Source organism: Herbaspirillum sp. C7C8, assembly GCF_022627875.1.
Classification (GTDB): Bacteria; Pseudomonadota; Gammaproteobacteria; order Burkholderiales; family Burkholderiaceae_D; genus Herbaspirillum.
Genome location: NZ_JABXGG010000013.1, coordinates 95,777 through 115,722, shown reverse-complemented (window position 1 = coordinate 115,722; position 19,946 = coordinate 95,777). Strand labels below are relative to the sequence as shown.

The window sequence follows — 19,946 nt, the reverse complement described above, 5'->3', positions numbered from 1 at the left end:
GCTCAACGGTATTAGCATTTTCCAAGTTACTCCTTCACCGCCCCCGTCATGCCCGATACGTAATACTCCACAAAGAACGAATACACCACCGCCACCGGTAGCGAACCCAGCAGCGCACCGGCCATCAGTGCTCCCCAGTGATAGACGTCGCCATCCACCAGCTCGGTGACGATCCCCACCGGTACCGTCTTGACCTCGGAAGAAGAAATGAAGGTCAGCGCATAGATGAATTCATTCCATGACAGCGTGAAGGCAAAGATGCCTGCCGAGATCAGGCCCGGCACCGCCAGTGGCAGGATGATCTTGACCAGGATCTCCCAGCGGGTGGCACCATCGATCAGTGCACACTCTTCCAGCTCATAGGGAATCGAGCGGAAGTAACCCATCAGCAGCCAGGTGCAGAACGGGATCAGGAAGGTCGGATAGGTCAGGATCAGCGCCCAGCGCGTGTCGAACAGCCCCAGCTTGAACACGATCGCCGCCAGCGGAATGAACAGGATCGATGGCGGGATCAGGTAGGCCAGGAAAATGCCCAGACCGACCTGCTTGGAACCCTGGAAGCGCAGTCGTTCGATCGCATAGGCGGCAAAGACGCTGGCCGCCAGCGAGGCGAAGGTCGACACCACCGAAACGATCACCGTGTTCAACAGCCAGGCCGGATACTGGGTTTCGAACAGCAGCTTCTTGAAGTGCGCCAGCGTCGGGGCAACCACCCAGAACGGGTTGCCGGTCTGCGAGAGCAATTCGTTATCCGGCTTGAAGGCGGTGATCACCATCCAGTAGAACGGGAACAGCAGCACGAACAGGAAGATCAGCAGCGGAATGTAGATCGTCACCCACTTGCGCGGCGTCGATTGCAGGAAATCCATGCCCTGGGTTTCCTGCTGGTCGTCTTTTTTCTTGGCCATTATTTGTCACCTCCTTGTTGCCAGCCGCGACGTTGCAGGCCGAAATACGAGAACATGATCGCTGCCAGCAGGAAGGGAATCATGTAGGTTGCCAGCGCCGCGCCTTCGCCCAGGGCACCGCCCGGAATGGCGCGCTGGAACGAGAGCGTGGCCATCAGGTGGGTGGCGTTCAACGGACCACCACGGGTGAGCACATAGATCAGCTGGAAGTCGGTGAAGGTGAACAGCACCGAGAAGGTCATCACCACCGCGATGATCGGCGTCAACAGCGGCAGCGTCACGTGGCGGAACTGCTGCCAGGGCGTGGCACCGTCGATGGCTGCGGCCTCATACAGCGAGGGCGAGATCGTCTGCAGGCCCGCCAGCAGCGAAATGGCCACGAAGGGGATGCCACGCCAGACGTTGGCGAAGACCGTCGACCAGCGCGCATTCCACGGGTCGCCCAGGAAGTCGATGTAGTGATCGATCAGCCCCATCTTGTGCAAGGCCCAGCTGATGACGGAAAACTGCGCGTCATACAGCCACCAGAAGGCCAGCGCCGACAGCGCGGTTGGCACGATCCAGGGCAGCAGCACGATGGCGCGGAAGAAGGTCTTCAGCGGCACGTTCTTGTTGAGCAGGATGGCCAGCCACAGGCCGAGTGCAAATTTCAGGATGCTGGCGCTGACCGTGTAGAACACGGTATTGAACAGCGACAGCTGCGCCAGCGAATCGCCGGCCAGATAGGTGAAGTTGTCCAGGCCGATGAAGCTGCCTTCGCCGCCGATCTTGGTATCGGTGAAGCCCAGCCAGATGCCCAGGCCCAGCGGGTAGGTCAGGAACACCACCAGCAGGATCACGGCCGGGGCCATGAACAGCATGCCCAGGACGTTACGGTTGTTCAGGAATCGGGATAGCATGATGTGCCTCGATGAAAGGGCCGCAGAACGAGTCTGCGGCCAGTACTGTAGTGATGCGCAGCCACGCCTGGCGATGCGCCAGCGATGCCGCATCGGGCCGGCAGGCCCTGACAACCTGCCCCTTTGCCCGCTGTCCCGAGGGAACCCGGTGCGGCTGCGTCGCTGCCCTTCAGGCCGATGGCATCAAGCCTTGTAGTAGCGCTTGGCGCGTTCGGCCGCGCGGTCGATGGCTTGCTGCACGGTCTTGGCGCCCGAGGCCGCCTCGGCCACCATGTCCACCACCACGTAGTCCGCCATGCAGGCCGCCGAGGCCTGGCCCAGCGGGCCTTCGTGACCATGGTCCAGCATCAGCGAGGCAGAGTCGCGGTAGACCGTGGCCTTGGGGTCGTCGGTCCAGACCGGGTTCTTCTCGTAGGCCTTCAGCGACTGGCTCACGTAGCCGATGGAAGCCTTCATCCACGGGTTGTACTGGTCCGGCTCGAACATGAACTGCACGAAGGCCTTGGCCGCATTGGGATACTTGGTGTGCTTGAATACCATCATCTGCGTGATCTGCATCAGCTCGGTGGGCTTGCCTGCCGGGCCGATGGGGAAGTGCGCATGCTGGGTATCCTTGGCGATCTCCTGCATCTTGGGCTCGGCCGAGTTCTTGGCGGCGTAGTACACCGAGATGCCGTTGGCGGTCATGCTGATCTGGCCATCCAGGTAAGCCTTGTTGTTGGAGGGGTCCTGCCACGACAGGGTGCCGGGTACGAAGGTGGCATACAGCTGCTTGGCGTATTCCAGCGCGGCGCGGGTCTCCGGCGAATTGATGGCGACCTTGCCGCTCTTGTCGACCAGCTTTCCGCCGTGCGACCACAGCAGCCAGTGCGCCCAGTTGTTGGCGTCACCGACGGCCTTGCCCAGGGCGAAGCCGACCGGCGTGTCCTTGGCCTTCAAGGCCTGGCACAGCTTGAGGAAGCCGGCCGTGTCCTTGGGCATGGTGTCGAAGCCGGCGGCCTTGATCTGGCTTTCGCGGTAGACCAGGGCATTGCCGATCACGCCCAGCGGCAGGGCGATCCACTTGCCATCCTTGGTGCCGTACTTGCGGCAGACGTCGTACCAGCCGCCATAACGCTTGCCCAGCGAATCAGCCAGATCGGTCATGTCGATGAGCTTGGTCGGATATTGTTGCGGATCGTCGAACCAGCCCAGCACGATGTCCGGACCGCTGCCCACGTTGGCCGCCACGGCCGCTTTCGGACGCACGTCTTCCCAGCCTTCGCTGTCGGTGCGTACCGGGATGCCGGTCAGCTCGGTAAATTTCTTGACGTTGGCGTTCCACAGGTCTTCATCGCCCTGGACGAAACGTTTCCAGCGCAGGATGCGCAGGGTTGCGCCCTGTTCGATGGGGTACTTGATGCTGTCGGCACCGGCCGCACCGGCGCCTGCGGCAAAGGCATTGGCGCCCATGCCGGATGCGGCTGCGGCGGCAGCACTGGTGACCAGGAATTCGCGTCGTGTCAGCTTGCTCATGTCTCCTACTCCTTCGGTTGAAAGTCGAATTGGACCGCTCTCGAACAACGTTCTTGCGGATGGACTCTTTTTCTTGTGATGCTGCGCTACTGGTGTTGCCTGGGTTACTGCAATGACGGTGCGCCCGATCAGCGCGCCGCCAGCGACTTGCCCGATTCGGTATCGAACAGGTGCGTACGGCTGTGGTCGGGGACCAGGTGAACCACATCGCCGGCGCCGAAATCATGGCGCTCGCGGAAGATCGACGTGAGGCTGCTCTCGCCGAAGCGCGAGAACACTTCGGTATCGGCACCGGTCGGCTCCACCACGATGACCTTGGTGGCGATACCTGCTCCGGCAGGACCGATGGAGAGGTGCTCGGGACGCACGCCGTAGGTGACCTTCTGGCCGTCATTGCCCTGCAAGGCGCTGCCATAGGGTGCCGGCAGGCGGGTGCCGTCGGCGAATTCGACTTCGGCAGCCGCGCCGTTGCGGCGCAGGGTGGCGGGAATGAAGTTCATCGCCGGCGAGCCGATGAAGCCGGCCACGAACAGGTTGGCCGGATGATCGTACAGATCCAGCGGACGGCCGCGCTGTTCCACCAGGCCATCGCGCATGACCACGATCTGATCGGCCATGGTCATGGCTTCGATCTGGTCGTGGGTGACGTAGATGGAGGTGGTCTTCAAGCGCTGGTGCAGTTCCTTGATCTCGGTGCGCATCTGTACGCGCAGCTTGGCATCGAGGTTGGAGAGCGGTTCGTCGAAGAGGAACACCTGCGGATCACGCACGATGGCGCGTCCCATCGCCACGCGCTGGCGCTGGCCGCCCGAGAGCTGGCGCGGGTAGCGATCCAGTAGCTGGTTCAGACCGAGGATGTCGGCGGCCTTCTTGACGCGTTCTTCCACGAAGGACTTGTCCTTCTTGGCCAGCGTGAGCGAGAAGGCCATGTTGTCGCGCACCGTCATGTGCGGGTAGAGCGCATAGTTCTGGAACACCATGGCGATGTCACGGTCCTTGGGCTGGACGTTGTTGACCACGGTGCCGCCGATGAGGATCTCGCCGCCGGTGATTTCTTCCAGCCCCGCCAGCATGCGCAGCAGCGTGGACTTGCCGCAGCCGGAAGGACCGACCAGGACGGTGAATTCGCCATCGGCGATATCGATGTCGACGCCCCGGATGATCTGGGTGCTGCCGAACTGCTTCTTGACTGCGCGGATCTGTACTGATGCCATCAAATGCTCCTCGTGTCTATCCTCGTATCGACGCTGCGGAACCGGTTCCAGGCGGAGCCGTTCACAGCGCACTTTGTTCAGGCACGTCCTGTGGAGGGACGTACGGAAGATCCTGGTGGTCTTCCTTCTTCTGTCATCTACGGTGATGCAGCGCCGGCTGGCGGCCGGCGCGGTGCTGCGTTGGCGCCCCGTTGCCGGGGTCATTGTTTGGTCTTATTGGTTCTTGCCCTGGACGACCACGTAGGAGGGCCGTCCGTTGCGGTCCCAGTCGATCAGGTTCTGGGCCGCCTTGCGCCGCAGTTCGCGCGCTGCGACATCCGAGAAGAAGGCCGCGTGCGGCGACAATAGCACACGTGGATGCTGGACGATAGCCGAAGCCGTCTCGGGCGGCTCGACCGGCAACACATCCAGCGCCGCACCCTTGAGCTTGCCATTCTCCAGCGCCGCCAGCAGGTCGTCGATCTTGACCAGGCCGCCGCGGGCGGAGTTGACCAGATAGCTCTGCGGTTGCAGCAGGCCCAGCAGCGAGGCATCGATCATGTTGCGCGTCTCGTCGTTCAAGGGCGTATGCAGCGACACCACATGTGCTTGACGGAACAGCTCCTCGCGGCTCACGCGCTCCACGTAGGCGGGGAAATCGCCATCGATGATGTAGGGATCGCAGGCAATGACGCGCTTGAACAGATTGCGCGAGATGTGCGCCATGCGCTTGCCGATGCGGCCCAGGCCGATGATGCCGATGGTCAGGTCGGAGGCGCGCGGGATGATGCCGGCCGTGGTGTAGTGCCATTCACCGGCCTTCACGGCTCGGTCGTAGAGGGTAATGTTGCGGATCAGGTCCAGGGCCATGGCCAGCGCATGGGTGGCCACTTCGCCCACGCCATAATCGGGCGAGTTGGCGACCCACACGCCGTGCGCGGCGGCGTCGGCCGTGTTGATGGTGTCGAAGCCGGCGCCATAGCGGCTGGCGATGCGGATTTCAGGCCGGGCTGCAAAGACCTTGGCGTTCACCGGTGCGTATTGCACCAGCAGGCCCTGGCATCCTGAGGAGGCGGCGATCACCTCCTCTTCGGTGCGGCATTGCGCGGTTACGACTTCCACTCCGGCTTCCTTGTAGAGCGCAAGCTCCAGGTCGACGTCGGGAAAATCGTAGTCCGTAATCAGTACTTTCATTGCTCGTCTCCGTGATGGTTGTCTTGGTCCACCTGATGCAACTACTTCCTGGAACACGGCCGCCGCTTGTTGTGGCTGTACCGTGATCCCGGGGTACGACGGATGCTGGTATTAAGATGACTTTAATGCTGTTTGAATGACCCTTAACTTTTGCTTAATGCTGCTGCTTTGCTGCTTTGCTGCTTTGCTGCTTTGATGCTTGTTGCTGCAGGTGGAATTCGGTGCAACCGGTTTGTTTGCAAAATCTGACTGCCCCTGCCGCCGTTCACAGCGGCGAGGGCAGATCCGTTCAGTGATTGTCCTTGGGCACGTAAGGTCCGCTCTTGCCGACCAGGAAATCAAGGTCCGCGCCCTGGTTGGCCTGCTGCACGTGATCCACGTAGAGCTTGACCCAGCCGCGCTGCATCTGCGGCGGCAGCTCGGGCTTGCTCCACTGCGCACGGCGGCGCGCCAGTTCTTCGTCCGACACATCCAGGTGCAGCTTGCGCGCCTCCACATCGAGTTCGATGAAGTCGCCGTTCTGCACCAGCGCCAGCGGACCGCCGGCGGCCGCCTCCGGCGAGACGTGCAGCACCACGGTGCCATAGGCGGTACCGCTCATGCGGGCATCCGAGACGCGCACCATGTCCGTGATGCCCTTGCGCAGAATCTTGGGCGGCAGCGGCATGTTGCCTGCTTCGGCCATGCCGGGGTAACCCTTGGGACCGCAATTCTTGAGCACCAGCACGCAGGTTTCATCGACGTCCAGGTTCTCGTCATCGATGCGCTTGTGCAGGTCGTCGCTGTTCTCGAACACCACGGCACGGCCGCGATGCTTGAGCAGGGCAGGGGTGGCGGCCGATGGCTTGATGACGGCACCGTCCGGGGCCAGGTTGCCCTTGAGGATGGCGATGCCGGCCGCTTCCTTGAAGGGCTGGTCGAAGCTGCGGATGACTTCCGGATTCCAGTTCGGTGCATCCTGGCAGTTCTCCCACAGGGTCTTGCCGTTGGCGGTCAGGGCGGTCTTGTCGATCACGCTTTCCAGCTGGCGGATCACCGCTGGCAGGCCGCCCGCATAGTAGAAATCTTCCATCAGGAATTTGCCCGAGGGCTGCAGGTCCAGCAGGCAGGGCAGTTGCTGGCCGATGTCGTCCCAATCCTTCAGATCGAGCTGGATGCCGATGCGACCGGCAATGGCCAGCAGGTGGATCACTGCATTGGTGGAACCACCGATGGCGGCGTTGACGCGAATGGCGTTCTCGAACGCCTGGCGGGTGAGGATCTTGGAGAGCACCAGGTCTTCTTCCACCATCTGCACGATGCGGCGACCGGCGTTGCGGGCCAGCACGTTGCGGCGCGCATCCACGGCGGGAATGGCAGCATTGTGCGGCAGGCCCACGCCCAGTGCCTCGACCATGCTGGCCATGGTGGAGGCCGTGCCCATGGTCATGCAGTGACCGTGCGAGCGGTGCATGCAGCTTTCGGCTTCAAAGAATTCTTCCTGCGTCATCTTGCCGGCGCGCACGTCTTCCGACATCTGCCACACGCCCGTGCCGGAACCCAGTTCACGGCCACGGTATTTGCCCGAGAGCATGGGGCCGCCCGATACGCCGATGGTCGGCACATCCACCGAAGCCGCGCCCATCAGCAGGGCCGGCGTGGTCTTGTCGCAGCCCATCAACAGCACCACGCCATCGAGTGGATTGGCGCGGATTGACTCTTCCACATCCATGCTGGCCAGGTTGCGATAGAGCATGGCGGTGGGCCGCAGCAGGGTCTCGCCCAGCGACATCACGGGGAATTCCAGCGGGAAGCCACCGGCTTCCCAGATGCCGATCTTGACCTGTTCGGCCAGGGCGCGGAAGTGCGAATTGCAGGGCGTCAGTTCGGAATAGGTATTGCAGATGCCGATCACCGGACGACCATCGAACTGGTCGTGCGGGATGCCGCGGTTCTTCACCCAGGAGCGGTAGATGAACCCATCGCGGTCCTGGCGGCCAAACCAGGCCTGGCTGCGGCGGGTGGATTTTTTCTTGGTGTCGTCAGTCATTGTCGTTTCCCTGGCAAGGTGCGTGCGCAAGCGCGCACTGCGTTCCTTGCCCTGCTTCATGCGATCCATGGGCTGCCGGCCGGATGTGGCCAGCAGTGCCGTTCAATGCTTGCTGCCTGCGCGAACCTGGTCTTTGTCAAACTCAGGCGAGAGCGCGCGCGGCGACGGGATGACTGTCGCCCTGGTCAAAGAAATAGCGGGAAAAATCAATCAGCAGGAAGGCCAGCAGGGACCCGAACGCAGAGCAGCGATGCAAGGCACGGCGCGCACGCACGCCGGAGGCGGTGGCGGCGCAGCGCGCCTGCGCCCAGCCGGCCGGCGTCCTGCGGTTCACATGCGATGCTGTGCCTGGATGTGCCAATGGGATGTCTCCGTTGCCTGGAGCCGCCGGCAGGTGCCATGGCGGCTGGGTCTGTGCCGTCCGTTCTGCCCTGCGGCCTGCCCCGTCCCCGACGGTGGCATGGCACGCTGATGCGACGTGACTTGTGTAATTGGCTGCGAGTCTATTGCAGCCGGATTTGTTTGGTCAAGTGGTAATACCAGATCGCGAGAAAGCTTTTTGTCAGCATTGTGCGGCTGGCTTTTTGCGTCGCCGCTGCAACATGCAGTAAAACACACTGCCAGCCTGAAAGCCAGAGCTGGCAAGGGTTTGCGACGGGCTATTAATGTTGCATGGCACCAAGGATGAATTTTTTTGATCCATTCGATTCATCCTTGACACTGCCGGAGTGATGTGAAATTCTAGCCTCCGCTGGTCAGACCACATGACCTCTGCGCGACTCATCCCCTGCAGCGGTCGTGGCCAGCAGCAATACCATGCAGATCAACCGGCCTGGTCCGGATTACAAGAAAAAGCAGCACGGCACGAGACCTGCGCTACAGAGACAACACAGGAGACCATCGGGGAAATTTCTTTTCTCATGGCCGATCACTCCGGCGCTCCCGCAGGTCAACGAGGCGGTCACGCAAGTCCTTTGCCAAAGCGATGGCCGCACCCCAATTGCGCGCGATGAGCCGCACACGACAACGGAGGAGACCATGCAGTTGACCCGCAGAACCCTGTTCAAGACCATCCTGGCCGCCAGTGCGGCCTGCACCATGCTGGCCGCCCCGGCCGCCTTTGCCGCCTGGCCGGAACGTCCGGTCACGCTGATCGTGCCCTGGGGCGCGGGCGGCGGCACCGACGCCACGGCGCGCATCATCGGCGCGCTGCTCGAAAAAGATCTCGGCCAGCCGGTCAATGTGGTCAACCGCACCGGCGGTAACGGTGCAGTGGGTCACCAGGCCATCGCCAGTGCCACGCCGGATGGCTACACCATCGGTATCGCCACGGTGGAAATCTCGATGATGCACCATCAGGGCCTGACCAAGCTGACGCCGCGCGACTTCACGCCGCTGGCGCTGATGAACTTCGACCCGGCCGCGCTGACCGTGAGCCATGATTCGCCCTACAAGACCTTTGACGAACTGTTCAAGGCCATCAAAGCCAATCCCGGCAAGCTCAAGGCCTCCGGCACCGGCCAGGGCGGCATCTGGCATCTGGGGCTGGCGGGCATGTTGAATGACCTCAAGGTGGCACCCAATGCCGTGCGCTTCGTGCCCTCCAACGGGGCTGCCCCGGCCATGGTGGATCTGGCGGCCGGTGGTGTGGATATCGTCGCGGCCTCGCTGCCGGAGGCGCGTTCGCTCATCGATGCCGGCAAGGCCACACCACTGGTGATCATGTCCAATGAACCGGCGGCGCTCTATCCCAAGGTGCCGACCTTGAAGAGCCTCACGGGCAGCACCTGGACCAATGGCGCCTGGCGCGGCATCGTCGGGCCCAAGGGTCTGCCCGCCGATGTCCAGAGCCGGCTCTCGGCCAGCCTCAAGAAGATCTACGACAGCAAGGAGTACAAGGACTTCATGAGCGGTCGCGGTTTCGGAACGCAGTATGCCGATTCGGCCGAGTTCGGCAAGTTCATGGACAAGAGCGACGAGGACATGGGCGCCATCCTCAAGACCCTGGGCATGGCCAGGTAAGCGGCCAGGGGCGGGTCCGCGGCCTGGCGGCCGGGGTGCCCGTCTGGCGTTGCCCCATCGTGCTCTTTGCTCTCTGCTCTCCGCTTCGGGATCGTTCCATGAAAATCAATGATGCCTTGTCCGGGCTGCTGATCGCCTTCTTTGCGGTCGTGCTCTGGATCGCTTCTGCCCGCCTGCCCGCCATGGGTCAGGACATCGGGCCCAATGTCTTTCCGCAGGCGCTGGCCGGTGGCCTGATGATCTGCGCCGTGTTGCTGGTGCTGCGTGGACTGCGCGGACTGCGGCAGGCGCGCGCCGTGCACAGCGCACACACCTCGCGCATCGCCACCACCGGTGGCGATGCGCAGGATGCACGCTGGTTCACGCCACCCGAGTGGATCCACCGTGGCCGTGCGGTGCTGGCCTTCCTGCTGGTCCCCGCCTCGCTGCTGTTCTACATCGGGGTCTCGGAACCGCTGGGCTTTTTGCCCACCGCCTTCGTGCTGTTGCTGGTGCTGTTCCTGACCTTCCGCACCCGCCTGATGGTGGCCTTGCCGGTGGCCCTGGTCAGCGCGCTGCTGATCCACACCATCTTCTACAAACTGCTCAAGGTGCCGCTGCCCTGGGGCATTCTCTCGCCCCTGGCCTGGTAAGGAGACGACATGCTTGCCAACCTCTATGCCGCGCTGGCGATGGTGTTCGATCCCTATGTGCTGGCGGTGATCCTGGGCGCGTCCGTCTTCGGACTGTTCATGGGCGCCGTGCCGGGTCTGTCTGCGACCATGGCCGTCGCGCTGCTGGTGCCGGTGACCTTCTTCATGCCGCCGGTCCCGGCCATCGCCGCCATGGTTTCGGCCACTGCCATGGCGATCTTCTCGGGCGACATTCCGGGTTGTCTGCTGCGCATTCCCGGTACGCCCTCGTCGGCCGCCTACACCGATGAAGCCTATGCCATGACCTTGAAAGGGCAGGGCGAGATTGCGCTGGGCGCCAGCCTGGTGTTCTCGGTCATCGGCGGACTGTTTGGCACCTTCGTACTGATCTTCTCGGCGCCCGCACTGGCGGAGCTGGCCCTGAAATTTTCTTCCTTCGAATATTTCTGGCTGGTACTGCTGGGCCTGACCTGCGCCATCTTCATCGCCTCCGACAATCCGCTCAAGGGTTTCGTGTCGCTCTTCCTCGGCATGTTCATCGCCTCCATCGGCATGGGCAATCCGGCCGGTGCGCCCCGCTTTACCTTCGATCAGCCCGACCTGCTGGGCGGGGTCTCGCTGGTGCCGCTCATGGTGGGCATGTTCGCCATGTCCGAAGTGCTGCGCTTTGCGGTCTCGCGCGACTTCGGCATGAAACTGCCAGAGAGTCGTGTGGGCAACGTCTTCAAGGGCATGTGGGGCCTGCTGTTGAAGTATCCGAAATCGGTGCTGCGCGGCAGCGTCCTGGGCACGCTGGTGGGCGCGCTGCCCGGCGCCGGGGCCGATATCGCGGCCTGGATGTCGTATGCGATGAGCAAGAAGCTGTCCAGGGAGCCGGAGAAATTCGGCACCGGCCATCCGGAAGGCATCGTCGAATCGGGTGCGGCCAACAATTCGGCGCTGGCCGGGGCGTGGATACCGGCGCTGGTGTTCGGCATTCCGGGGGATTCCATCACCGCCATCGTCATCGGTGTGCTCTACATGAAGAACCTCAATCCGGGACCGATGATCTTCGTCGACAATCCGGTCTCCATGTATGCCATCTTCCTGGTCTTCATCCTGGCCAACCTGCTGATGCTGCCGCTGGGTTTCTGGTGCATCAAGATGGCCAAGCGCATCCTGTCCATCCCGCGTGGCATCCTCATGCCGCTGATCCTGCTGTTCTGCATCGTCGGCTCCTACGCCACCAACAACAGTGTCACCGACGTGGGCATCATGCTGGTGTTCGGCCTGCTGGCCTATGTGATGGAAGAGAACGGTTTCCCGGTGGCACCCACGGTACTGGGCGTGGTGCTGGGCGGCATGCTGGAAGAACATTTCGTGACCTCGATGATCAAGGCCGACGGCCAGTTCCTGGCCTTCTTCGAGCGGCCCATCGCCGGCACGCTGGGCGTGATCACGCTGCTGCTGTGGTTGTTGCCGCTGCTGCTCAAGCTCCTGCGCAAGAAACCGCTGGCTGCGGCCTGAGGTGAAAAGATTTCAATCGACGATTCAAGCAAGGAAAGGTGGTTTCCATGGCAGTCCCCGAACGTTTCTCCGCTGACGCTCTGCGTCAGTTCGCCACCACGCTGTTGCAGCGCGCCGGACTGGACGCCGACAAGGCCGACAGCGTCGCCGCCACCCTGGTCGACGGCGACCTGCTGGGCCATGACACGCACGGACTGGCGCTGCTGGCCCCCTACGTCAAGGAACTGGAAAAAGGCAGCATGGCCAAGAGTGGCCGACCCGAGGTGCTCTCCGAACGCGCCGCCGCACTGGCCTGGGATGGCCGCCGCCTGCCCGGTCCCTGGCTGGTGCATCAGGGCATCGATGCGCTCATGCCCAAGGCGCGCGACTATGGCACCGCTTCGTTGACCATCCACCACAGCCATCACATCGCCTGCCTGGCGGCCTACCTGTTGCGGGCCACGCAGGAGGGCTTCATGATGATTCTGGCCAGTTCCGATCCGGCAGTGCGGAGCGTGGCCCCGTTCGGCGGCACCCAGGCGGTGTTTACGCCCAATCCGATTGCAGCGGGCATCCCCACCTCCGGCACGCCCTTCCTGGTCGATATCTCGGCCTCCATTACCACCAATGGCATGAGCAACCGCCTGCACAAGGCCGGCAAGCAGTTCGAGGAAGAATGGCTCATCGATGGCGCCGGCCATCCCAGCCGCGATCCGGCCGTGCTTTCGGCCACGCCGCCCGGTACCATCCTGCCGCTGGGCGGCCTGTCGGCGGGTCACAAGGGCTACGGCCTGGCGGTGCTGATCGAGGCGCTCACCGGTGGCCTGTCCGGCTTTGGCCGGGCCGATCCGGCAGCGGGCTGGGGGGCGACGGTGTTCATGTCGCTCTATGATCCCTCGGCCTTCGGTGGCGAGCAGGACTTCAAGCGTCAGATGGACCATATCGCCCAGGCCTGCCGCAGCAATCCGCCACGTCCCGGCGTGGGCCAGGTACGCATGCCTGGTGACCGCGGCATGCAGCGCCGCGCCGAGCAACTGGCGCAGGGGCTGACCCTGCATCCGACCATTGCGCCGATGCTGCGCGAAGCGGGTGCCGCCTACGACCTGGAGTTTCCCGCCACCTTGGACTGAAGGGTCATCATGCCCATCGAAGCGATCGAACCGCAGCGGCTGTACCGGCAGATCAGCGACCAGTTGCGCAAGCTGATCGTGGAGGGCGAATTCGCCGTGGGTTCGCGCCTGCCGTCCGAGCGCGACCTGGCGCTGCAGCTGGGCGTGAGCCGGCCTTCGCTGCGCGAGGCGCTCATCGCGCTGGAGGTGGAAGGTTACATCGAAGTGCGCATGGGCTCGGGCATCTACGTCTGTGCGCCACCGGTACAGCGCGAGCTGCGACACGACCTGTCCGGCGAGGAAGGGCCGCTGGAACTGATCCGCGCGCGTGAGATGATCGAAGGGGAAGTGGCCTATGCCGCCGTCCTGCATGGCAGCAAGCAGCAGATTGCGGCGGTGGAGGAAGCCTACGCCCTGATGATCTCCCACGCCCAGGCCGGCATCGATCCGCTGGAGGCGGACCGCCTGTTCCATATCCGCCTGGCCGAGGCCACCGGCAACAGCGTCCTGGTCGGCCTGGTGACGCAGCTCTTCGATGCGCGCCTGGGGCCGCTGTTCGAGCGCCTGCACAGCCACTTCGACGGCACCCGCGTGTGGCAGGAAGCCATCGAGGAACACGGTCTGATCATGCAGGCCCTGCGCGAGCGCAATGCCGAGCAGGCGCGTGCTGCCATGCGGCGGCACATGGATATCGCCTTCACGCGCTACAGCGCCAATCTGATCCGCGAGTACGGCAACCGCCAGCAGCAGGAGAACGGGCCGCGCAAGCGGTCCGCCCGCAAGACGCTCAGTTGAAGTAGGTGCGCGCCATTTCGAAGCGACGCGAGAAATACGGGTTGTCCAGGCGCGAGATGTGCACTTTGCCATTGGTCGATGGCGCATGTACGAAGCGGCCATCGCCCAGGTAGATGCCCACGTGCGAGAAGGGACGGTTCTGCGTATTGAAGAACACCAGGTCACCCGCGCGCAGTTGCGAGGGATCGATCTGGCGGCCCTGGCGGGCGATGTCGGCGGCGCTGCCGCTGATGCGGTAATTGGCGGCCTGGCCGAAGATGTAGCTGACCATGCCGCTGCAATCGAGTCCGGCCGAGGGATTCTTGCCGCCGAAGCGGTAGCCGGTATCGATCAGCGAGAGTGCATAGATGGCCACCTCATTGCCATTGTCGGTGGCCGGCAGCGCCGGTGCCTGCGATTGCGGGGCACCGGGCAGCCGGGCGATGGGGGGCGCGGTCGGCGTCGTGCCGCAGGCGGCCAGCACCAGTGCCGCACACACTGCGGCCAGCGCCGACCGGGAAGAGGGCACAGCGGCCCTGTGCGTCAATGCCATCCTTGCGCGCCCCGTCATCGCTTACTTCCCGATCTTGGCCAGGACGTCTTCCAGCATGGAGAACATCTGGTCGATCTCTTCCCTGGTCACGTTCAGGGCCGGCATGAAGCGCAGCAGGTTGGGACGCGGCGAGTTCAGCAGCAGGCCCACCGGTTCCAGGTTGCGCGCGGCTTCGACGATCTGCGGGCCGATGTCGCGACCCAGTTGCAGGGCGCGCAGCAGGCCTTCGCCACGCTCGCCTTCGAAGCCATACTTCTCGGAGATTTCCAGCGAACGCTGGCGCAGGTACTGACCGCGCTCGCGCACCGATTCCATGAAGCCGGGCTTGAGCAATTCCTTGATCACGGCCACGCCCACGGCAGTCATGAGCGGGTTGCCGTTGTAGGTGCCGCCTTGTTCGCCGGCTTCAAAGCAGGCGATTTCTTCGCGCGCCAGCAGGGCCGCCAGCGGCACACCGCCACCGATGCCCTTGGCCAGGGTCATGATGTCCGGCTCGATGCCGGAGTGCTGGTAGGCGAACAGCTGGCCGGTACGGCCCATGCCGCTTTGCACTTCATCGACGATGAGCAGCAGGTTCTTTTCTTTGGTCAGGCGGCGCAGACCCTGCATGAATTCCTTGGTCGCCGGGATGACGCCACCTTCGCCCTGCACCGGCTCCAGCATCACGGCCACGGTGTGGCTGCCGATCAACGCTTCGACGCTGGCCAGGTCGTTCAGGATGGCCTTGGGGAAGCCCGGCACCTGGGGTGCGAACATGGTGTCCCAGCCGTCCTTGCCGCTGGCCGACATGGTGGCCAGGGTACGGCCGTGGAAGCTGTGCTTGAAGGTGATGATCTCGAAGCGCGAGGAGCCATCGGCAGCCGGGTTCTTCTTGCCCCACTTGCGAGCCAGCTTGATGGCGCCTTCGTTGGCTTCGGCACCGCTGTTGGCGAAGAACACGCGGTCGAACACCGAGTTGGCCGTCAGCAGGTCGGCCAGTTCGATGGAGGGTGCGTTGTAGAAGGCTGGCGAGGGGTTGATCAGCTTCTTGCTCTGGGCGGCCAGGGCATCGGCGATACATTGCGGCGCGTGGCCCAGGGTGTTGACTGCCCAGCCTTGCAGGTAGTCGAGATAGCGCTTGCCATTGTGATCGGTCAGCCACATGCCATGGCCTTCGGTGAAGACCAGCTCGGGGCGGTTGGTGACGTACATCAGCTTGTTGGCGTCGGACTGGCTGTATTGCATCGATAGGCTCCTGCAAGAATAGGGTGGTTGGGAGGGGGGTGCAGACCGTTGCCCCCACGATGACTAGGCGCTGGGCAGCAGGCACACGACAGACCCCAAATGGCGAATAAAAAAAAGCCACAGGGTTTGCCTGTGGCTTCGCGATTCGTTTCACTTCACGCGCGCAGCAGCAGCAAACCTTTCTCAGGTTGGCTGCGGCGTCGTAAAAATGTGGCGTTGGCGATCATGCGGTGCAGTTTATGACCTTTTGCGCAGAGCGTCAAAAAGAAATTTCCCGCCGGACTCGCCCGCGGCTGCTTGCGGCGGGCTACCGTTGCAATTTCATCGCATCTCGCCGGGCCGTGCGGCATCAGGCTTGCGCGGCATCTTCGCAAATGCGCGTGACGCCGGCATGACAGCACCGGCCCCCGCAGTGGCTCCGTCAGGCGGCCGGGTTGTCCGACACGGCCTTGGCCAGGTCGGCTTCGGAAGTGAAGGAATCGGCATAGAACTCGTCTTCCGGCAGGCCGCACTGGGCGCTGAAATCGCGCTGTGCCGATTCCACCACGACCGGCGCGCCACAGGCATAGACCTGGTGGCCCGACAGGTCGGGGAAATCTTCCATCACGGCGCGGTGGACGAAGCCGGTGCGGCCGCTCCAGTTGTCCTCGGCCTGGGCGTTGGAGACCACCGGCACGTACTTGAAGTTGGGCAGCTCCTGTTCCCACTGCTGGCACAGGGCGTTCATGTACAGGTCCTGCGGGCGGCGGCCGCCCCAGTACAGGGTGACCGGACGCTTGGAGCCGGCATGTTCGAGCTGCTCGACGATGGCCTTGATGGGCGCAAAGCCGGTGCCGGAGGCCAGGAGGATGATGGGCTTGTCGGAATCCTCGCGCAGGAAGAAGGTCCCCAGCGGGCCTTCGATGCGCAGGATGTCGCGTTCCTTGAGCGTGGTGAACACCTGGTCGGTGAACAGCCCGCCCGGCAGATGGCGGATGTGCAGGCTCATGTGTTCATCCTTGTGCGGGGCGTTGGCCATGCTGTAGCTGCGGCGCTTGCCGTCGCGCAGCAGGAATTCCACGTACTGGCCGGCCTTGTACTGCAGGCGGTCATTGGCCGGCAGTTGCAGCGAGAGGATGATGACGTCATCGGCCACCTTCTCCAGCTTGGCCACGCGTACTGGCAGCTTGCGTACCGGGATCTCGCCCACGCCGGCCACTTCGCGCGCCTCGATGGTGACGTCGCTGTGCGGCTTGGCCACGCAGAAGAGGGCATGGCCCAGCTGCTGTTCGTGCTCCGAGAGGGCGCGCACCTGGTGCGGGCCGTGCTCGACCTGACCCGACACCAGCTTGCCCTTGCAGGAGCCGCAGGCGCCGTTCTTGCAACCGTAGGGCAGGCCGACACCGGCGCGGATGGCGGCGGTGAGGATGGATTCGCTGGCGTCGCAGGAGAATTGGCGACCGCTGGGCTGGACTGTGACTTGGAAACTCATACAATTCTGCTTCTGGATAAATTTGGATTGAACACCGTGAAAAAACTGGGCCTGCCCCGCGTACTGATCCTGGGCTGCGGCGATGTCGGCCTGCGGCTGGTGCCGCTGCTGCTGCCGCGCTACCGCGTACTGGCCGTGACCAGCAACCCCGAGCGCCGTGCCGAACTGCGCGCCGCCGGGGCCATTCCCATCGTGGCCGACCTGGACGCGCCCTTGACCCTGGGCCGTTTGGCGCGCCTGGCACCGACCATCGTGCATCTGGCGCCGCCGCAGTCCGAGGGCCGCATCGACCGCCGCACTCGCAATTTGGCCGCCATTTTACCCGAGGGCGCGCGCCTGGTTTATGTCAGCACCACCGGTGTCTACGGAGATTGCGCTGGCGCAAGTTTCGACGAGACCCGGCGCGTTCGTCCGCAGAACGCCCGCGCCGTGCGCCGGGTGGACGCTGAAACGGTCCTGCGCGCCTGGGCCCGGCGCCGTCACGGCAAGCTCTCCATCCTGCGCGTGCCGGGCATCTACGCCGCCGACCGCCTGCCGCTGGAGCGCCTGCACAAGGGCCTGCCGGCCCTGGCGGCGCAGGAGGACGTGCATACCAACCACATCCACGCCGACGACCTGGCCCGCATCTGCCTGGCCGCGATGCGCGCAGGCGCGCCCAATCGCGTCTATCACGCGGTGGACGATACCGACCTCAAGATGGGCGACTATTTCGACGCCGTGGCCGATGCCGCCGGCCTGCCGCGTCCGCCGCGCCTGCCGCGCAGCGAGCTGGAACGCAGCGTCTCGCCGATGATGCTGTCCTTCATGTCGGAATCGCGCCGCCTCCACAATGTCCGCATCAAGGAGGAGCTGGGCGTGCGGCTGCGTTATCCCGAGGTGCAGAGCCTGTTGGCCCAGTGGCGGGAGCAAAGGCTGACGAAGGGCTGACGCCTTTATGCGTTTTGCCCACCTTTCTTATTCGAAATACGAATAAGCATACGATTTTTAAGTAGTTGTTTTGCATAGCCGGCCTCAGTACAGTGCATGCCTGACTAAAAGGGGGAGGCTGCACGGCCGGTTCCGGGCGGATGGACGCACGAATGAACCGATCTGCATCGGGCCCCCTTCCACTACCCCTTGCGCGCGGCCCGTCCGCGGACCACATGAAGCTATCTTTCAACAACGTCGCCAAGCGTTTCGGCGACCTGCACGTGATCGAGGAATTTACCCGCGAGATCGCCTCCGGTGAGCTGGTCGCGCTGGTCGGCCCGTCCGGCTGCGGCAAGTCCACGCTGCTGCACATGGCCGCCGGCCTGGAAAAGCCCAGCAGCGGCACCGTGTCCGCCGACGCTCAGGCCATCCGCGGACCGCATCCCGAGCGCACCCTGATGTTCCAGGAAAACGCCCTCTATCCCTGGCTGACCCTGCTGCAGAACGTGGCGCTGGCACTGGAATTCCAGAATGTCGACAAGAAGAAAGCCGCCGACCAGGCCCGCCTCTGGCTGGAGAACGTCAAGCTCAAGGGTTTCGAAAATTATTATCCGCATCAGGTCTCGGGCGGCATGCGCCAGCGCGCGGCCCTGGCCCGCGCCTTCATCTCTCAGCCCAAGGCGCTGTTGCTCGATGAACCCTTTGGCGCTCTCGATGCGCTCACCCGCATGACCCTGCAGGATGCCCTGCGCGACCTGATCCGCCAGCAAGGCCCGACCGTGGTGCTGGTGACGCACGATGTGGATGAGGCACTGTTCCTGGCCGACCGTATCTTCGTGTTCAGCCCGCGCCCGGCCAAGGTCTTGAAGGAATTCAATCTCGTGCATCACGAAAAGACGCACGACCTGTCCGAATTCGCGGCGACCCGCCGCGAAATCCTTTGCCTGCTGGGCATCCATGCCGAGCAGGACGAATTTGCCAAAAACATTGAAGGGGTTGGAGTATGAAACTCGCACGCATCCTGGCACCGGCCATCGCCGCCGCTGCCCTGGCTTTTTCCGGCAACGCCCTTGCCCTGGAGAAATTCAAGATCGGCTACCTGCGCGTGATGGACGATGCGCAAGCCATGGCCGCCTATGAAGCCGGCCTCTACAAGAAGTACGGTCTGGATGTGGAACTGATCGAATTCAAGTCCGGCACCGACCTGGTCAAGGCCATTGTCGGCGGCCAGCTCGACAGCGGCGTGTTCGGTTTTTCCAATGCCGTGGCCTGGGCTTCCAAGGGCGCGGACCTGAAGGTGGTCGGTGGTGCGCAACTGGGCTATCACGCTCTGGTGGCGCGCGAGGATTCGGGCATCAACAAGGTGGCCGACCTCAAGGGCAAGACCCTGGCCTCGCAGGCCGAGGGCAGTACCGCCGACACCGTGCTCAAGGGCGTGGTGTTGCGTGATGCGGGCGTGAAGCCCGATGACGTCAACGTCATGGGCGTCTCGCCCCAGGTGGCGGTGCAGTCGCTGGTGGGCAAGCGGGTCGATGCGGCCTTCCTGTTCGAGCCGCAGGCGCGCATCGCGCAACTGATTGCGCCGGTCAAGCAGATCTATGAGATCGGTGAAGTCTGGCCCTTCCCCTGCATGGTCGTCATCACCTCCGGCGAGACTCTGAAGAAGAAGCGCGATGCCGTCTGGAAGTCGCTGGACGCGCAACGTGACGCCATCACTCTGCTGCAGAAGAAGCCTGCCGATGCCTCCAGACTGATTGCCGGCTATTTCATCGCCGAGCCGACCATCAAGACGCTGAAGCACGGCGAGATGCTGCGCGAAGACGTGATCCGCGATGCCATCAAGAGCCAGACCTTCACCCCCAAGATCAGCAAGAAGGACCAGGACCGCATGCAGGAGATCGCCAACATCCTGCAATCGCAAGGATCGCTCAAGACGCGTGATGGCAAGCCCTTTGACGTCAACTCCATCACCGACCTGTCGTGGCAGAACGCGCGCAAGCTGTAACTGCTGCAGCGTCTTCGATACGGC

The 19,946-nt window shown here is 63.6% G+C and carries 18 protein-coding genes; 8 read left to right on the top strand and 10 right to left on the bottom strand.

Translation table 11 applies throughout. The features are described 5' to 3' along the window. Positions 1 to 26: 26 nt before the first annotated feature. The 7 genes from HWE01_RS15990 to HWE01_RS15960 form a co-directional block, all read right to left on the bottom strand. Entirely contained in the window at positions 27 to 908 is an 882-nt protein-coding gene (locus HWE01_RS15990) for a carbohydrate ABC transporter permease (protein WP_008330981.1), read from the bottom strand. After that, complete coding sequence (locus HWE01_RS15985) at positions 908 to 1,807, bottom strand: carbohydrate ABC transporter permease (RefSeq protein WP_008330979.1); 900 nt, start codon at positions 1,805 to 1,807, stop codon at positions 908 to 910. The genes HWE01_RS15990 and HWE01_RS15985 overlap by 1 nt, the downstream gene beginning before the upstream one ends. 183 nt (positions 1,808 to 1,990) lie before the next feature. Continuing rightward, a complete protein-coding gene (locus HWE01_RS15980; RefSeq protein WP_008330977.1) occupies positions 1,991 to 3,322 on the bottom strand; it encodes an ABC transporter substrate-binding protein in 1,332 nt (443 codons plus the stop codon). Positions 3,323 to 3,450: 128 nt separating this feature from the next. Next, positions 3,451 to 4,536: an ABC transporter ATP-binding protein gene (locus HWE01_RS15975; protein WP_008330975.1), complete on the bottom strand. Its 1,086-nt coding sequence runs from the start codon at positions 4,534 to 4,536 to the stop codon at positions 3,451 to 3,453. A 213-nt stretch (positions 4,537 to 4,749) separates the two neighbouring features. Beyond that, complete coding sequence (locus HWE01_RS15970) at positions 4,750 to 5,709, bottom strand: C-terminal binding protein (protein ID WP_241822316.1); 960 nt, start codon at positions 5,707 to 5,709, stop codon at positions 4,750 to 4,752. 289 nt (positions 5,710 to 5,998) lie between these two features. After that, the gene (locus HWE01_RS15965; RefSeq protein ID WP_241822315.1) at positions 5,999 to 7,738 is read right to left on the bottom strand and encodes an IlvD/Edd family dehydratase; all 1,740 of its coding nucleotides are present in this window, start codon (positions 7,736 to 7,738) and stop codon (positions 5,999 to 6,001) included. Positions 7,739 to 7,880: 142 nt separating this feature from the next. After that, positions 7,881 to 8,099, bottom strand: a complete 219-nt coding sequence (locus HWE01_RS15960; RefSeq protein WP_241822314.1) for a hypothetical protein — start codon at positions 8,097 to 8,099, stop codon at positions 7,881 to 7,883. Between the two features lie 677 nt (positions 8,100 to 8,776). On the opposite strand from HWE01_RS15960, the gene HWE01_RS15955 reads away from it, so the two are divergent. The 5 genes from HWE01_RS15955 (at position 8,777) to HWE01_RS15935 (ending at position 13,781) form a co-directional block, all read left to right on the top strand. Then, positions 8,777 to 9,760 (top strand): Bug family tripartite tricarboxylate transporter substrate binding protein, encoded by a 984-nt coding sequence (locus tag HWE01_RS15955; RefSeq protein ID WP_008330968.1) that lies wholly within the window; start codon positions 8,777 to 8,779, stop codon positions 9,758 to 9,760. 98 nt (positions 9,761 to 9,858) lie between these two features. Next, complete coding sequence (locus HWE01_RS15950; RefSeq protein WP_008330966.1) at positions 9,859 to 10,392, top strand: tripartite tricarboxylate transporter TctB family protein; 534 nt, start codon at positions 9,859 to 9,861, stop codon at positions 10,390 to 10,392. A 9-nt stretch (positions 10,393 to 10,401) separates the two neighbouring features. Continuing rightward, positions 10,402 to 11,898: a tripartite tricarboxylate transporter permease gene (locus tag HWE01_RS15945; RefSeq protein WP_008330964.1), complete on the top strand. Its 1,497-nt coding sequence runs from the start codon at positions 10,402 to 10,404 to the stop codon at positions 11,896 to 11,898. 47 nt (positions 11,899 to 11,945) lie between these two features. Continuing rightward, positions 11,946 to 13,007, top strand: a complete 1,062-nt coding sequence (locus HWE01_RS15940; RefSeq protein ID WP_241822313.1) for an Ldh family oxidoreductase — start codon at positions 11,946 to 11,948, stop codon at positions 13,005 to 13,007. A gap of 9 nt (positions 13,008 to 13,016) precedes the next feature. After that, positions 13,017 to 13,781 carry a FadR/GntR family transcriptional regulator gene (locus HWE01_RS15935; protein ID WP_008330957.1) on the top strand — a complete coding sequence of 255 codons (765 nt, stop codon included), beginning with the start codon at positions 13,017 to 13,019 and terminating at the stop codon, positions 13,779 to 13,781. Here HWE01_RS15935 and HWE01_RS15930 read toward each other — a convergent pair. From HWE01_RS15930 to HWE01_RS15920, 3 genes are all read right to left on the bottom strand, one after another. After that, positions 13,774 to 14,313: a C40 family peptidase gene (locus HWE01_RS15930; protein WP_237713572.1), complete on the bottom strand. Its 540-nt coding sequence runs from the start codon at positions 14,311 to 14,313 to the stop codon at positions 13,774 to 13,776. The two genes, HWE01_RS15935 and HWE01_RS15930, sit on opposite strands and share 8 nt — an antisense overlap. A gap of 21 nt (positions 14,314 to 14,334) precedes the next feature. Continuing rightward, positions 14,335 to 15,537: an acetylornithine transaminase gene (locus HWE01_RS15925; protein ID WP_241822312.1), complete on the bottom strand. Its 1,203-nt coding sequence runs from the start codon at positions 15,535 to 15,537 to the stop codon at positions 14,335 to 14,337. A gap of 421 nt (positions 15,538 to 15,958) precedes the next feature. Then, a complete protein-coding gene (locus HWE01_RS15920) occupies positions 15,959 to 17,008 on the bottom strand; it encodes a CDP-6-deoxy-delta-3,4-glucoseen reductase (protein WP_241822311.1) in 1,050 nt (349 codons plus the stop codon). 36 nt (positions 17,009 to 17,044) lie between these two features. Between HWE01_RS15920 and HWE01_RS15915 the strand changes: the two genes are divergently transcribed. The 3 genes from HWE01_RS15915 to HWE01_RS15905 all read left to right on the top strand — a co-directional run bounded on the left by HWE01_RS15915 (position 17,045) and on the right by HWE01_RS15905 (position 19,922). Further along, positions 17,045 to 17,935 (top strand): NAD-dependent epimerase/dehydratase family protein, encoded by an 891-nt coding sequence (locus HWE01_RS15915; RefSeq protein WP_241822338.1) that lies wholly within the window; start codon positions 17,045 to 17,047, stop codon positions 17,933 to 17,935. A gap of 215 nt (positions 17,936 to 18,150) precedes the next feature. Further along, entirely contained in the window at positions 18,151 to 18,924 is a 774-nt protein-coding gene (locus HWE01_RS15910; RefSeq protein ID WP_008330951.1) for an ABC transporter ATP-binding protein, read from the top strand. Next, positions 18,921 to 19,922, top strand: a complete 1,002-nt coding sequence (locus HWE01_RS15905) for an ABC transporter substrate-binding protein (RefSeq protein WP_175343366.1) — start codon at positions 18,921 to 18,923, stop codon at positions 19,920 to 19,922. Before HWE01_RS15910 ends, HWE01_RS15905 begins: the two co-directional genes overlap by 4 nt. Positions 19,923 to 19,946 lie beyond the last annotated feature (24 nt).